This is a genomic window from Streptomyces sp. NPDC059398, from assembly GCF_042751845.1.
Classification (GTDB): domain Bacteria; phylum Actinomycetota; class Actinomycetes; order Streptomycetales; family Streptomycetaceae; genus Streptomyces.
In genome coordinates this window covers 1-14774 of sequence record NZ_JBHYWP010000055.1, presented here as the reverse complement: position 1 = coordinate 14774, position 14774 = coordinate 1, and the positions used below count along the sequence as shown (strand labels likewise).

The 14774-nt window shown below is 71.7% G+C and carries 12 protein-coding genes; 6 read left to right on the top strand and 6 right to left on the bottom strand.

Annotated features, from left to right (window positions below):
* Positions 1-168 precede the first annotated feature (168 nt).
* Both ACFXBC_RS20225 and ACFXBC_RS20220 read left to right on the top strand, forming a co-directional pair.
* On the top strand, positions 169-1320 hold the full coding sequence (locus ACFXBC_RS20225; RefSeq protein WP_385025875.1) for a ThiF family adenylyltransferase: 1152 nt from the start codon (positions 169-171) through the stop codon (positions 1318-1320).
* 344 nt (positions 1321-1664) lie between these two features.
* Positions 1665-2930 (top strand): MFS transporter, encoded by a 1266-nt coding sequence (locus ACFXBC_RS20220; RefSeq protein WP_385025872.1) that lies wholly within the window; start codon positions 1665-1667, stop codon positions 2928-2930.
* Positions 2931-3000: 70 nt separating this feature from the next.
* Here ACFXBC_RS20220 and ACFXBC_RS20215 read toward each other — a convergent pair whose 3' ends face one another.
* Positions 3001-3573 (bottom strand): chloramphenicol phosphotransferase CPT family protein, encoded by a 573-nt coding sequence (locus tag ACFXBC_RS20215; RefSeq protein ID WP_385025869.1) that lies wholly within the window; start codon positions 3571-3573, stop codon positions 3001-3003.
* A 3-nt stretch (positions 3574-3576) separates the two neighbouring features.
* Positions 3577-4395, bottom strand: coding sequence for a hypothetical protein (locus ACFXBC_RS20210; RefSeq protein WP_385025866.1), 819 nt, complete (start codon positions 4393-4395; stop codon positions 3577-3579).
* A 73-nt stretch (positions 4396-4468) separates the two neighbouring features.
* On the opposite strand from ACFXBC_RS20210, the gene ACFXBC_RS20205 reads away from it, so the two are divergent.
* Positions 4469-4930, top strand: a complete 462-nt coding sequence (locus ACFXBC_RS20205; RefSeq protein WP_385025864.1) for a GNAT family N-acetyltransferase — start codon at positions 4469-4471, stop codon at positions 4928-4930.
* Positions 4931-4997: 67 nt separating this feature from the next.
* Positions 4998-5582, top strand: coding sequence for a Uma2 family endonuclease (locus ACFXBC_RS20200; protein WP_385025861.1), 585 nt, complete (start codon positions 4998-5000; stop codon positions 5580-5582).
* 159 nt (positions 5583-5741) lie between these two features.
* Here ACFXBC_RS20200 and typA read toward each other — a convergent pair whose 3' ends face one another.
* The 3 genes from typA to ACFXBC_RS20185 form a co-directional block, all read right to left on the bottom strand.
* Positions 5742-7613 carry a translational GTPase TypA gene (gene typA / locus ACFXBC_RS20195; RefSeq protein WP_385025858.1) on the bottom strand — a complete coding sequence of 624 codons (1872 nt, stop codon included), beginning with the start codon at positions 7611-7613 and terminating at the stop codon, positions 5742-5744.
* A gap of 330 nt (positions 7614-7943) precedes the next feature.
* Positions 7944-10205, bottom strand: a complete 2262-nt coding sequence (locus ACFXBC_RS20190) for an ABC transporter substrate-binding protein (RefSeq protein ID WP_385025855.1) — start codon at positions 10203-10205, stop codon at positions 7944-7946.
* Between the two features lie 309 nt (positions 10206-10514).
* Positions 10515-11513 (bottom strand): hypothetical protein, encoded by a 999-nt coding sequence (locus tag ACFXBC_RS20185; RefSeq protein ID WP_385025974.1) that lies wholly within the window; start codon positions 11511-11513, stop codon positions 10515-10517.
* 268 nt (positions 11514-11781) lie between these two features.
* Between ACFXBC_RS20185 and ACFXBC_RS20180 the strand changes: the two genes are divergently transcribed.
* Positions 11782-13389, top strand: coding sequence for a TPM domain-containing protein (locus ACFXBC_RS20180; RefSeq protein WP_385025852.1), 1608 nt, complete (start codon positions 11782-11784; stop codon positions 13387-13389).
* 89 nt (positions 13390-13478) lie between these two features.
* On the opposite strand, the gene ACFXBC_RS20175 is transcribed toward ACFXBC_RS20180, so the two are convergent.
* Positions 13479-13784, bottom strand: a complete 306-nt coding sequence (locus ACFXBC_RS20175; RefSeq protein WP_385025849.1) for a hypothetical protein — start codon at positions 13782-13784, stop codon at positions 13479-13481.
* Positions 13785-13820: 36 nt separating this feature from the next.
* Here ACFXBC_RS20175 and ACFXBC_RS20170 point away from each other — a divergent pair, with 36 nt between their 5' ends.
* Positions 13821-14339: a hypothetical protein gene (locus ACFXBC_RS20170; RefSeq protein WP_385025847.1), complete on the top strand. Its 519-nt coding sequence runs from the start codon at positions 13821-13823 to the stop codon at positions 14337-14339.
* Positions 14340-14774 lie beyond the last annotated feature (435 nt).

The following is a 14774-nucleotide window of genomic DNA, read 5'->3' as shown; positions in this document are numbered from 1 at the left end:
GCGCCCCGCGCCCCTGGGCGGGGCGCGCGGCGGGGCGGCCCCCCCGCACCACACCCCCTGTGTGCGCGGGGGGGGGGGCCCCCACCCCCCCCCCCCCGCGGAGGTCCATCGGGCGGTCCGGGTCTCCCCGGCCGGCCCACACATCAGTATCGCGGAAGGAAGACGACGATGCCCCCCGCCGAGACACGCAGGCCCCAGCTCAAGCACACCTCGCCCACCTTCGGCTCGGGTGACACGGTCTTCATCGGCGGCTACGGCGAGGTGACCGAGATCGCCGACCCGACCGGCGCCGTCCGCCGCCTCCTTGAGCTGCTGGACGGTACGCGTACCACGGACGAGGTGCACCGGGCGCTGGCCACCGACTTCCCCGAGGTCTCACGCCAGGACGTCGACGAGGCAGTGGCCCAGTTCGACGAGGCGCAGTTCCTGCTGGACGCCCGGCAGACCGCGGACGGTGTACTCGAAGCGCATGAACTGAAGCGCTGGGAACGGAACATCAACTTCTTCGGCTCGTTCGCACGGATGGACGACAACAAGTACGACCAGCAGCGCAAGCTCCGCGACTGCCGGGTCACGCTGCTCGGCCTGGGCGGACTGGGCTCGCACATCCTGCTGGACATGGCCGCGATGGGGATCGGGCATGTGCGCGCGGTGGAGTTCGACCGGGTGGAGCTGTCGAACCTCAACCGGCAGATCCTGTACCGGGAGGGCGACATCGGGGAGCGGAAGCTGCCCCTCGCCGTCGAGCGGGTGAAGGAGTTCAACCCGCACATCGACATCGAACCGGTCGACCTCAAGATCGGCTCCGTCGAGGACGTCCTGGGCGTACTGGAGGGGTCGGATGTGGTCATCTCCGTCGCGGACCGGCCCAAGATGGAGATCGCGAACTGGGTGAACGAAGCCTGTGTACGTACCGGGGTGCCGCTGATCACCGGCGGTCTCGAAACCCAGCGCGCCGTCTACTACACCATGCTGCCGGGCCGCACCGGCTGCATCGAGTGCTGGCGGCGCCAGACCTTCGCGGCCGACGAGGTCGCAGGGCAGCTGCTGGAGGAGAAGCGGGAGCGGCAGATCGGCGGCGACAACGCGGCGTTCTGCCCGCTGGTCACGATGACCACCGGCTTCCTGATCGGCGAACTGACCAGGCTGGTCACGGGTATCGCCCCGCCGGTGGCCGCCGGGCGGCTGATGGAACTGCGGTTCGCGGACTACGCCATGGGCGAGAGCGAGCGCTGGGAACGGCAGAGCGACTGCCCGGTGTGCGGTCCCGCGGCGGGCCCGTCCGCAGCGATGGCGGCCGGCCGGGCCGTGTCCAGCTGAACTCCGCAGGACCGGGGCCGGACGGCACCGACTGCGGGCCCCTGCCGCTGTCCCTGCCTCCGCCGCCCTGGCCCCCGCCTCGCCCCTGCTGGACCGGTGGCCGGAATCGGATGCTTTCGCCGTATCCCGGCACCCGGAGATCTATAGGGTGTTCCACGGCCCCCGCCGTCCACAGCTGCGGACGGGACCCGGCTTCCCTGCCCGGAACCGGACCGGAACCGACCCCGAACCGGCCCCGGAATTGGCCCGGAACCCGCCCGGAACCAGCTCGGACCTCACTCGGACCTCGCTCAACCCCCCGCGCATCGGCGCCGATTCATCACGGACTCTCTGGAGAAGCGCCTGTGGGAAGTCGTTACTACACCCTGCTGACTGCCTACATCACGTCCTCACTGGGCAACTGGCTCTACCGCCTCGCCCTGCCCCTGCTGGTGCTCAAACTCACCGGTTCGGCGCTCAGTACGGGCGCGGTCTACGCCATCGAGTACATCCCCTTCCTGCTGCTCTCCCTGCCCGGCGGGGTGTTCGCGGACCGCTTCGACCGGCGCAGGCTGCTCATCTTCGGTGACCTCACCGCGGCCGTGATCGCCACCGCGCTCGCCCTGGTGGTCTCGGCGGGCAGCCACGCACTGTGGCCCATCTACCTCACGGCGTTCCTGCTGGCCTGTGTGGAGCCGGTCTACCACCCGGCGTTCCAGAGCTTCCTGCCGGAGATCGTGCCCGCCGACCGGCTCGGCCCGGCCAACAGCTGGATGCAGTCCGGCGACAACATCATGAGCATGATCGGGCCGGCCGCGGCGGGCGGTCTGGTGATGTTCCTCGGCTACGAGACGACCATCTACGTCAACGCGGCGACGTTCGTCGTCTCGGCCGGCGCCATCCTGCTGATCCGGCACACCGCGACCGACGGCGGACGGCAGCCGCAGCGCGGCGCCACCTTCGTCCAGGACATCCGGGTGGCCCTGCGGTACGTGTTCCGGCGCAACCGGGTGCTTGCCGCGGGCTCGCTGATGTTCACCGGGACCAACTTCGCGATCTGGCTGATCCAGGCGAACTTCGTCTTCTATCTGACCACTTACCGGCATCTGAGCCCGCAGGTGATCGGTGTGGTGCTGGCCGCCCAGGGGGTCGGTGCGGTGCTCGGAGCGGCGGTGGCGGGCCGCCTGGTGCAGAGGTTCCCGCCCGGCCGGATCCTGATCAGCACCACGGCGCTGGCCGGTCTCGGCACCCTGCTGCTGATCCCGCTGCGCGGCGCGTTCGCCATCGGGGTGGTCTGGGGGCTGCTGTACGCGCTGGGCTCCATCAACCCGGTGGCCTGGTTCACCCTGCGCCAGAAGATCGTTCCCCGGGAGCTGCTCGGCCGGGTGGTCGCCACCACCCGCATGCTGGCCTTCGCCTCGATCCCGGTCTCCGCGCTGCTCGCGGGCGCGCTGGAGTCGGCCTTCCACGACATGTATCTGATCATCGCGGTCGGCGCGGTGCTCCGTCTGGCCATCGCCGGACTCGCGTACCTCTCCCCGCTGCGCACCCCCGTCGACGGCGTGATCGAGGCCGACGGCACCGGTCCCGTCCCGGCGGCGGGGGCGGCGGGCGCGGAGCAGACCTCATGACAGCGGCCGGGCCACGCGAGAACCGGACCGGCCCGTACCTGCCGCCCAGCGCAGTGACCGCGGGCAGACCCTAATCCCGTGCCCCCGACCGGTCGCGCAGCTGCCGGAAGGCCGTAGGGCGCGGGCGGACCGGCAGGAAGTCCCTGATCCGCTCCGCGCACTCCAGCGGGCTCAGCACGCTGGTGTCGCACTCGATGTCGTAGAGCCCGTGCGCGTGGACCTGGTCGAACTGCATGGCCGCCAGCCCTGGGGTGCGGTCGCCGCGCTCCCGTTCGCGCCGTTCCAGCTCCAGGAGCGGGCAGCGGACCCCGACCAGCATGACATCGTCCGGGACGAACACCGAGACGCAGTCGGCCAGCCGCCAGCTCCGGCTGAACACGTGGTCCACCACGATGTCGTTGCCGCCGGCCGCCATGCCGGCGGCGGCCCGGTGGAAGCCGCGGGCGGTGCTGTCGATGACGTCCTGGAGCTCGTGCGGCAGGATCTCCCGCTCCGAGCGCATCGCGTGGAAGGCGTCCACCGGGAAGTGGAAGTACCGGCCGTCCAGGATCCGCAGCAGCTCGGCGGCGATGCTCGACTTCCCCGAACTGGACGTGCCGTTCAGGAAGATGACCGTACCGCCCGGTGACGGATGGATCCCCATGCCTCAGCCTTCTCTCAGCCAGACGCGCAGCGGGCCCGCCGGTTCGAAGCCGTGGCGCAGCGCGGTGTTCAGGTCGTCGCCGGATTCGTAACCGGCCACCGGCAGGCCGGGGCGGCGGGCCGCGATCGCCGCGAGGCAGCCGTCCCAGGCCGCGTCCGGGGAGTACTCCCCCACCGTGAAGAGGTTGGACACCCCGGTGGCCGTGGCGCTCGCGCTGACGACCGCTCCGGCCACCCACTGCCCGCCCCGCCGGGCCGCCAGCACCGCCGTGTGCCGGTCGGCGAGGAGCGCGGGGAGGAAGAGCCCGCGTACCCCGCCGTCCCAGGCCCGCTCCCACTCCTCCAGCCCCTCGGCCGTACGGACGCGCTCCCAGCGCACGCCCTCCGGCGCCGGGGGCGCGGGCAGGGTGGCCGGCCGGTGGATCCACTCGGCGTCGAAGAGGACGTCGAACCCGTGCCCCGTCAGATCGAGATCGGCGAAGCTGTCCTTGACCGTGCAGCCGGGTGCCGCGGTGTCGACCGCGGCGAGCAGAGCGGCGGCGTCGGCCCCGGGCGCCAGGGTCACCGCATCGGGATAGTACGGCGGGGTGCGCTCGGCGCAGGTCCAGGCGGCGGGCGAGAACACACCGCGCACTCCGTGGGTACGGCAGAGGGCGTCGCACCACTCGGCGTTGTTACGGGCCGCCGCCGATACGGGCCGCCCGCCGTGCGGCGTGAGGCGAGGCGTTGCGACGGCTGCTGTCGTGACCCCTGCTCCTGGAGTGGCCGTGCGGGGCGAAGGCCCGGGACCCGGCTCGTCGGTGCGGTCGGTACCCGTGTCCATCCGGTCACCCAACAGGGCGGGCTCAGGCGCCGCAAGCGGTTTGTGTTTCGATGCTGCGATGACCGCTGATCCGATGACCGCTCGCATACGCCCCCGCCAGGACGCGGACCTGGACGCGTGTGTCCGGATCCTCGCCGATGTGCACGCCCGGGACCGCTACCCCCTGTACTGGCCCGCCGACCCCGCCGCCTGGATCACGCCGGACGGTCTGCTCGGCTCCTGGGTGGCCGAGCTGGACGGCGAGGTGGCCGGGCACGCGGTGCTGACGCCGGGAGCGGAGGCGGGCACCTGCGAGGTGAACCGGCTGTACGTCTCCCCGGCCGCGCGCGGCCACCGCATGGGCGAGCTGCTGATGTGCCGACTCACCCGCGTGGCAAGGGAGTCGGGGCTGCGCCCGCTCCTGGACGTGGTCACCACCCACACCTCGGCGGTCGCACTGTACGAGCGCCTCGGCTGGACCCGGACGGCCACCGTGCACGCGTACTGGTCCCCGGACCCGGCGGTGATGATGCACCAGTACCGGGGGCCTTCCTGACGCACGGGCCGGGCGGGAGCGGCACCGGGAGCGCAGCCCCCGGTGCCGCTCTGGCTACGCTTCGTACATGGACTACGCGAAGATGCGCGCGATCGCCGAGGAACTCACTGCCTACGCCGAACACCTTGAGGGATCCTGGAACGTCGAGATCGGCCCCAGCGGGCCGTTCCTCGCCATGATGAGCCCCTCGAAGCGCCACGAGGGAACGGTGCGCCGCATCCGGAACCAGCTCAATGAGCAGCTTCCGGCCACCCGTCCCGGATATGTCTGCGAGAACGGCCCGGAGATCGAGCACCCCGAGATCGGCCGGATGCGGCGCCCCGACGCCCTCGTCATCCCCGAGGAAGCACTCGACGAACCGGGCCTCGCCGTGGATGCCACGCAGGTCCTGGCAGTCATCGAGATCGTCTCGCCCTCCAACCCGGAGAACGACTACGGCGAGAAGCTCGCCGAGTATCCGGCCATGGGGATCGGGCTCTACATGATCGTCGATCCGCGCACCGGGACCATCGAGGTCCACTCCGAGCCCTGCGGCGACCGCTACCGGCAGAAGGCCCCGTACATCTTCGGTGACACTGTGACGCTCGGCCCGTGGTCCGTGGAGACCGGCGCCTTCCTTCGGTACGGGAAACCGGGCGACCGGATGGGCTGAGGCCGGACACGCAACGCCCCCCACCGGTCGTGCAGACGCCCCGGGCCCCCCCCCCCGGGGGGGGGGGGGGGCGCCCCCCCCCCCCCCCCCGGGGGGTGCAGCCGCCCGGCCCCCCCGGGGGGGGGGGGGGGGGGCCGGGCGGGATCCCGGGGCGGGGCGTCAGCGCTTGGCGCGGGAGGCGCTGCGGCCGCGCTCCTTCTGGTCCAGGACGACCTTGCGGATCCGCACGGTCTCCGGGGTCACCTCGATGCACTCGTCGTCGCGGCAGAACTCCAGCGACTGCTCAAGCGACAGCTTCCTGGCCGGCACCACGTTCTCGGTGGTGTCCGCGGAGGCGGCACGCATGTTGGTGAGCTTCTTCTCCTTGGTGATGTTCACGTCCATGTCGTCGGCGCGCGAGTTCTCACCGATGATCATGCCCTCGTAGACCTCCGTGGTGGCCTCGGTGAAGATGACACCGCGCTCCTGGAGGTTGACCATCGCGAACGGCGTCACGACGCCCGCGCGGTCCGCGACGAGCGAACCGTTGTGGCGGGTGCGCAGGTCACCGAACCACGGCTCGTGGCCCTCGAAGATGGAGTGCGCGATGCCGGTGCCGCGGGTCTGCGTGAGGAACTCCGTACGGAAGCCGATCAGGCCGCGGGACGGGACGATCCACTCCATGCGGACCCAGCCCGAACCGTGGTTCGTCATGGTCTCCATACGGCCCTTGCGGGTCGCCATCAGCTGCGTGATGGCGCCGAGGTGCTCCTCGGGCGAGTCGATCGTCATGCGCTCGATCGGCTCGTGCGTCTTGCCGTCGATCTGCTTGGTGACGACCTCGGGCTTGCCGACGGTCAGCTCGAAGCCCTCACGGCGCATCTGCTCGACCAGGATGGCGAGCGCCAGCTCACCGCGGCCCTGGACCTCCCAGGCGTCGGGGCGCTCGGTGTCCAGGACGCGGAGCGAGACGTTACCGATCAGCTCGCGGTCCAGACGGTCCTTGATCTGCCGGGCGGTGACCTTGTGGCCCTTGCCGCCCTTGCCGACCAGCGGCGAGGTGTTGGCGCCGATGGTCATCGAGATGGCCGGCTCGTCCACCGTGATCAGCGGCAGCGCGATCGGGTTCTCCGGGTCGGCCAGGGTCTCGCCGATCATGATGTCCGGGATACCGGCGATGGCGCAGATGTCGCCGGGGCCGGCCTTCTCGGCCGGCTTGCGGGTGAGCGCCTCGGTCATCAGCAGCTCGGTGATGCGGACGTTGGACATCGTGCCGTCGCGCTTCATCCACGCGACGGTCTGGCCCTTGCGCAGCTCGCCCTGCTCGACACGGCAGAGCGCGATACGGCCGAGGAAGTTGTCCGCGTCGAGGTTGGTGACGTGCGCCTGGAGCGGGGCGTCCTCGTCGTACTCCGGGGCCGGGACGCTGGAGAGGATCGTGGAGAAGAACGGCTCCAGGTTGTCGCTGTCCTGCGGGACGGTGCCGTCGTCGGGCTTGGTCAGCGAGGCGACGCCGTCACGGGCGCACGCGTAGACGATCGGGAACTCGATCTGGTCCTCGTCGGCGTCCAGGTCGAGGAAGAGGTCGTACGTCTCGTTGACGATCTCGTCGATCCGGGAGTCCGGGCGGTCCGTCTTGTTCACGCAGAGGATGACCGGCAGCTTGGCGTCCAGGGCCTTGCGGAGCACGAAGCGGGTCTGCGGCAGCGGCCCCTCGGAGGCGTCGACGAGGAGGACGACCGCGTCCACCATCGAGAGACCGCGCTCGACCTCACCGCCGAAGTCGGCGTGGCCGGGGGTGTCGATGATGTTGATGGTGATGACGTCGCCGCCATCCTTCGGGTGGTACTTCACGGCCGTGTTCTTGGCCAGGATCGTGATGCCCTTCTCACGCTCCAGGTCGTTCGAGTCCATCATGCGGTCGTCGAGGTGCTCGGCGGCGTGCGCGGCGAAGGCGCCGGCCTGCTTGAGCATGGCGTCGACCAGGGTGGTCTTGCCGTGGTCGACGTGGGCGACGATGGCTACGTTACGGATGTCGTGGCGCGTGGGCATGGGTGGCTTGCGCTTCTCTCAGCTCGTGGGATGCGGCGTCTGTCTCGGCTACGCCCGCCGGGCGGACGCGCCACGGCCAGTCCCATGGTACGGGGCTCGCGCGCCCGGGGCTTCCCGGGCGAGGGTTAGCGGCCCCCGGCCCTGGTGTGACAAGGGTCGCGCGGGGGCGGTGAGGGTCTTGCGGGCCAGCCTGCGGCGCGGGACACCAGCTTGCCCGCCGACGAGGCCGGCGGGCAAGTGGAGGGGTCGGGCCGCATCTCCCGGCTGAGCCCCGGGCCACCGCTACGACCTGCGGTGATCCGGGGCTCGGGGACAGCTGGGCGGGGGTGCTCAGGACTTCTTGGCGGACTTCAGGAAGCCGATGTCCTGGTAGACGGGGGAGGTGAAACCGAAGGCTCCGGCGTTCGCGACACCGCGCTTCGCGGCGACGAGGTCCGGGCGCTGATAGAGCGGAATCGATCCCGCGGTGGCCCAGATATGGGCGTCGGCCTGCTTCACCAGGTCCCGTGCGGCCTTCTCGTTGAGCTCGCCGGCGGCGCGGTCGAAGAGCTGGTCGATACGGTCCGTGCCGACCCGGGTGTAGTTCTGGTCGACCATGAGGGAGCCGTCGGACGCTACGGCCGGCTTGGCGTAGATGGGCCGGGCGTCGGTGGCCGGGTAGGCGGTGGCGGGCCAGGAGTAGATGGCCAGGTCGTAGTCGCCGGAGGCGATGTGGTCCTTGAAGTAGCCGGCACTGTCGACCTTGCTGACCACGGTACGGATGCCGACCGCGTCCAGTTCCTGCGTGATCTTGGTGCCGACGCTGTTGATCACTTCCGAGCCGGGGCCCGAGGGGAGCACGAAGCGCAGGGTCAGCGACTTGCCGTTCTTGCCGAGCGCCGCCGCGGGTGCTGCGGCGGCCGGAGCAGCGGTGCCCTTGGGGGCGTACGCGCCCGCCACCTGGTGCTTCTCGTCGCCGGACGCGGCGGTTCCCGACTTCGAGTCGTCAGCGGTCCCGGACTTCGAGTCGTCGAGGGAGCCCGCAGCGGACTTCGACGCGTCGGGCTCGGCGGAGGTGTCCGGCTTGGCGGAGGTCTCCGGCTTGGCGGACTCCTGCGGCTTACCCGAGGCGTCGGGCTTCGCGGTCTGCTGCGGCTTGCCGGATGCGGACGGCTTGCCCGAACCCGACGGCGTGCCGGACGCGTCCGGCTTGCTTCCCGCCTTGGTGCCCTGGTCCGCCTGGCGTGCGCCCTCGGCCGTCCAGCCCGCGGCGGAGAGCAGCGCCTGGGCCTGGCGCGGGTTGTGGTCGCCGATGGCGCCGCTGTTGTCCGCGTAGTCCTCCTGGCCCGCCAGCGCGAGATGGCTGCCGGGCGGCAGGGCGGGCAGCCCGAGCGGCTTCAGCACGTCGGACGCGATCTCCTTGCGGTCCAGCGCCCTGGCGACCGCCCGGCGCACCCGCTCGTCCGCGAGCGGGCCGGAGCTGCCGTTCATGGCCAGCTGGGTGTAGGCGGGCTCCAGGGACTTGCGGATCACATAGCCGTGCAGGGCCGCCTGCTGCCGCGCGTACTCCTGGCGGTCCTGACGGGTCTGCTCGGCGGCCCGGCTCGCCTGCTCCTGGGCCTCCGGGCCGTCCGCGCCGTGCGCCGCGGCCCAGTTGAGCAGGGCGTCGGCCGGCTGCACCTCGCTGCCGGGGCCGTGGGTCAGCGGCTGCCCGTTGTTCCCGTCCTTGTCCGCGAGGGTGATCCGGCCGGCGGCCGGTCCGTCGACGTCCGCGAGGTCGACGGAGCCCGCGGTGAGGGCGGCCGTGCGCCGCTCGGCCGGGACGGCGGTCAGGACGAGCGAGTCGAGCTTGGCCTGCCGCCCCCACCAGTGCGGGTTGCGGACCAGCGTGGTCTGCTTCTCTCCGGCGTCCACGCTCTTGATGCTGAACGGCCCGGCGGTCGCCGTGAGCTTCTTGCGCGCGCCGTCGTTGAAGGCGTCCGGGGTGCTCATGACCTCCTTCGGGTAGAGCGGGGTGAAGAGCGAACGCCAGTCCGCGTACGGCTTGTTGAAGGTGACCTGGACCTCCAGGTCGTCCTTGCCCCGCTCGATCTTCTCGATCCGGTCGTACCCGGCGTTGCGCGCGGTCCAGAACCCCGAGTCCCTGCCGCTGAGCGCCCGCCACTGGGCCACGAAGTCGGGAGCCCCGATCTCCCGGCCGTTGCTCCAGACCGCCTTCTGGTTGATTCGGTAGCGGACGACCTGCTTCGGCTCCTGCTTGATGACCTTGGCCGACTCCAGATAGTCGCCGTTGAGCTTCGGCCGCCCCGAGCGGTCGAGCGTGAAGAGCGCGGGCAGCACCGCGCCCGCGATCCGCGAGGTGGACGCGTCGGCGTCGGCCTGGAAGGTGTTCAGGGTGGCGGGCATCGCGTCGACCGCCCAGCGCAGGGTGCCGCCGTCGGCGATCCGGGACCGCGAGGCCGTCGCGATGTCGGGTCCCACCGCCTTCGCGTTGCTGCCGTGGTCATCACTCGAACCGCACCCGGCCAGCACGGGCAGCGTGAGTACACCGGTGGCGAGGAGCGCGACGCTGCGACGCTTCGCTCTCCCGTGTGGGACGCCGACGTGGGACATGGCTGATACCTCCGGGGCCGACCCCGCCCATCCCTGCGGGGAATGAACGCGAATCTTCGGGTTTGGTGGCATTTCATGTTGATCACACCTATGACCCCTTCACTGAAGGGGAGGCCCCTGGCCGCCCGTGGAAGCCACGGCGTGAAGCCGCCCGAACCCCACCCGTGCGGAGCAACGCGGGCGCTCGCACGGGCGCGCGCCGCCTTTCCCGTACCGGGCGGGACGGCAGCGCAGCCCGCCGCCCCGCTCCCCCCGCAGGGCAGGGGTTACGCGCCGCTCAGCTCCAGCCCTTGCGGTACGCCGCCCGGTTCAGTTCCAGCCCTTCCGGTACGCCGTCCAGTCCGCCTCCGTCGCGGCGAAGTCGACATACAGGGCGACCCCGAAGCGCTCCCGGCCGCTCTCCTGTCTGCCGAGCCCGAGCCGCACCCCGCGCACCGCGGCCGCGGCCGTCTCGGCGGAGGCAATATGGCCGGGTTTGGTCTCGTGGTAGAAGGGCAGCCCCATCAGCAAGTCGGTTGATTCCGGGGCCACTTCGAGGGCCAGCTCGGTCTGCTCGGCCACATAGCCGCCGTACAGGCTCGGCAGCGGCAGCGCGGTGTCGTACGACATGACCGCGATCTGGTCGACCCGGCGGGCCACCTCGCCGAAGTACTTCTGCGACCAGTACTTCGGGTGCCCGCTGAGCGCGCCCGCGACGGTGTGCAGGGCGGGCAGCGGGTCGATCTGGTGGGAGGCCACCGAGAGCAGGACGCCGCGCTGCCTGGTGAGGGTGCGCAGACGGTCGAGGAGCGCCAGATAGTCGCGGTCGCCCGAGTGCAGCGGTTCCAGGTCGAAGTGTGTCCCTTCGAAGCCCGCGTCGATGACCTGGCGCGCGGAGGCGACGACGGCGCTGCGGGACGCGGCCCGCGTCAGATCGAGGCCGTCCGGGCTCTCGGTGGCCAGCTCGTCGCCGAGCCACGCCTGGACGCGTACCCCGGGCAGCTCGCGGTGTACGGCGGCGATGAGCCACTTCGCCCCGGCGTAGCGGGCGGCCGGCAGGGTTCCGTCGTGCTCCAGGGGCCCGGCGTGCACATAGAGGTCCCGCAGACCGCTCCCCCGCAGCCGGGCCGCGAGTGCGTGGACGTCGGTGTCCTTCTTCCGGCCGTCGACCCAAGCGTGGCCGAGCCAGAGGGCGTCACGGCCGCGGGTGCGGGTCCCGTCGCGGTAGTCGCCCGCGTATGCGGTCCGCAGGGCGACGCCCGCGGCGAGCACCGGAACGAGCAGGAGCACCGCGACCGCCGCCCCGGCCCGCCGCAGCCGGACCCGCAGCGGGCTGTGCGCCCGGCCGCGCGGCGCTGTTGGCGTACGTCCGCCGTGCGGTGCGGTCCGGATCAGCAGGCCCGCCAGCGCGCGCCGTATTCGGATCCCCCAGTTTCGGATCCCCCAGTTTCGGATCCCCCAGCGCCGGATCCCCCAGTGTCGTACCTGCACCCCGTGCCCCCACGAGCTCGTACGGTAAGCCCCACAGAGTAGCCGCGGTCCGCGGGCAGAGCAGCTGCGGTCGCGGGCCGCCCGGGACGGTCATACGCTCCCCCATGTGACGCCGCACGAGCCATCCGCACGGCCGCACACCGCCGTCATCGCCGCTCTGGGCGCCGCGCTCGGTGCGGTGTTCCTGCTGGTGGCCCCGGCACCGGCCGCGCAGGCGACCGGCCGGGTGTACGCGCTCGGCGCTCACGATCCCGGCGGCCGGAAGGTCGACATGGGCAACGGCGCTCTGCTGGTCCCGCTCGCCCTGGTGATCGTGGTCGGCGGCCTGGCGGTCTACGCGTACATCCGCAGGAGGCGGCGGGCCGGGACCAGAACGACCCCGGCCGGCAGCGCGATGCAGCAGGGCTGGACGCCCGGGGCCACCGAGGGGATCGCCCTGGCGCAGCTCGATACGGAGGCCGGGGAGCTGCTGGTGGCGACTGACGACGCGGTGCGGACGAGTACGGAGGAGCTGGACCTCGCCGCAGCCCGGTACGGGGACCGGGCGGTGGAGCCGTACCGGGCGGCGCTGGTGTACGCGAGGACCGAGCTGGCCACGGCGTTCCGGCTCCGCCAGCAGCTGGACGACTCGTTCCCGGAACGTGAGGCGGCCCGGCGGCAGGTGCTGGAGGAGATCGGGGCCCGGTGCACGGAGGCCGGGCGGCGCCTGGACGAGGAGTCGGAGGGCTTCGACCGGCTGCGCGCCCTGGAGACGGAGGCCCCGCAGGCGCTGACCACGGCCGAGAGCGCCTTCCGGACGGTCGCGGGACGCACCGGGGCCGCCGCGTCCACCCTCGCCGCACTGCGTGAGCGGTACGCGGAATCCGCGTCGGCTGCGGTCGCCGGGAACGTCGAACAGGCAAAGGACCGGCTCCTCTTCGCGACGAACGGCCTCAACCAGGCCCGGCAGTCGGTGGACTTCGCGGAGTACGCGCGGGCCGCGGTGCACGTACGGGCGGCGGAGAGCGCGGTGGGGCAGGCGGCGACGCTCATCGACGCGGTCGACCGGCTGGCCCGGGAGGTGGCCGAGGCGGAGGTCCGGCTGACCGGCGCGCTCACCGAGACGGAGGCGGACCTGGCCGAGGCCCGTTCGCTGCCGGTGGCCACCGCGGCGGCGGGGGCGGACCTCCAGGGCCGGATCGCCCGCGCGGAGACGGTCACGGCGGGCGTACGGCAGGAGCAGCGGACAGGGCCCTACGACCCGGTCGACGCGCTGCGCCGGGTCACGGATGCCGACGCCCCGCTGGACCGGGCCCTGGCGGGCGGCGCCCCCGGGCCGGGCCCCCGCAGAGCCGCCGAACTCCTCGAAGCGGCCACCCTGACGGCGCGCTCCACGACCGGGGCAGCGGCCGACTACCTCACCACCCACCGGGGCGCGGTGGGCATCCAGGCCCGCACCCGCCTTGCGGAGGCCCGGCGCCACCTGGAGGAGTCCGGCCCGCTCGCGGGCCCCGACCCCCGCCGCGCCCTGTCCGCCGCCCGCCAGGCCGACTCCCTGGCCGGGCAGGCCCAGTACCTGGCCGAACAGGACGTACGGGCCTACGGAACCCCGCCAGGAGACCCGGGTGGCGCGGTACTCGGCGGCATCGTCATCGGCGGACCGCCCGGGGAGGGCGGCGCACCCGCCCGCTTCGGGGGCGCCGGGACGCGGGGCCGGATGAAGGGCGGGGACTGAACGGGCCCTTGTCCCAGCGCACTTCACACCGGTCGCGAACGACGACCATCTGCCCCTGCCCGCCTGCCACGAGCGGCCCGGTGCCCGATTCAGCGCAGTGCGCTCGACACCCTTCCCACCAGCCTCCTTGACGCGAGAGCGTCCACGCACAGCCACGCCGCGTCCGTGACTTCCCCGATCTGGAGCGCACCGATATCAGCGGTCTCCGTGTGAAAGAGGAAGCGGAAGTCGATGTGCTGATGCTCCGGCTCCCCCTTGGTCTCGTTGGCCGGGATGGGATGTACGTCGATGTCGACGACGGAGCCGGACTCACCGGGCGACTGCCCTGACCGGCTGCTCCGTACGATCACGGAATACTGGGCGCTGATCCGCCTGTCCTGTGCGGAGATCAGCACGTGGTGCCCTGTCCGGATAGTTGAGGGAGTTGACGGGTGTCCGCTTTGGACTTCTACGCTCACGTCGCCGTCTGCGGTGGGGTCCTGGGGGTCGGCCTCGGTGCCGACCCGGAAGCCTGGGAGGCCGCGCTGGGGGCGACATGCCTCGATGTCCCCGGTGGTGGCCTACTGCGGCGGGACTACGGGCTCGTGGAAATCAACTTCTCGCCGGACCAGCCAGGGCGGCAAGGGCAGATGTCGTGCTTCGGCTTCGGCGTGAAGATCCAACGACTGCTGTACGACCAGTCCCCGAGCACCGTGCCGTCCCCGCTCTCGCGGGAATACGGGGAATTCGCACCCAGAGTCCCCTTCAAGGAACTGCAGACCGCCATCCTGGCCCTGGGCCACACGATCGAACTCGACAAGCACAACACGTCGAGTCACATGGACTGCTACCGCGTATCCGCGTCCGCCGCCCGCATCCAAGTCGTCGCTGACCTTGACTCGCACGGGTCAAGCGACCCAGATCCAGACGGACATCAGAGGGGCGACGTCTGGTCCGTCGACGTGTGGTGACCGGCTGGCGGCCTCCCAGCAGCATCCGTGCACCCCCGTGCCACATCCAACCGGCTGGCCCGCAGGTCAATGTGGGTTCGGCATGCCGTCATCGCTCATGTGAGCCCGCTGCCAGATCCCTCTCCAGTTGAACGGCGTCTCCAGGACGAACCGGTGCCGGTGCCCGCACGAACATGGCGCCAGCACCCACGGCACACCTCCACCCAGCCGTGCCCGGTCGAATTCCATACCAGCGGTCTCTCGTCCCCGCAGGCGGGGCAGCCGGGGAGGTCGGGTGAGGACCCCGGAAAAGGAGCCCCGGCCGGCGAACCTGACGACCAGCCCGTCGGCCGGTCCCGCGGAGGACTGACAGTGATGATTGCTGTGGCTCCGCTCGGCGGTCTGACCCCAGGACTGACTGGCGCTTCGGCTGTCCTTCCGTGGATTCGTCGGCTG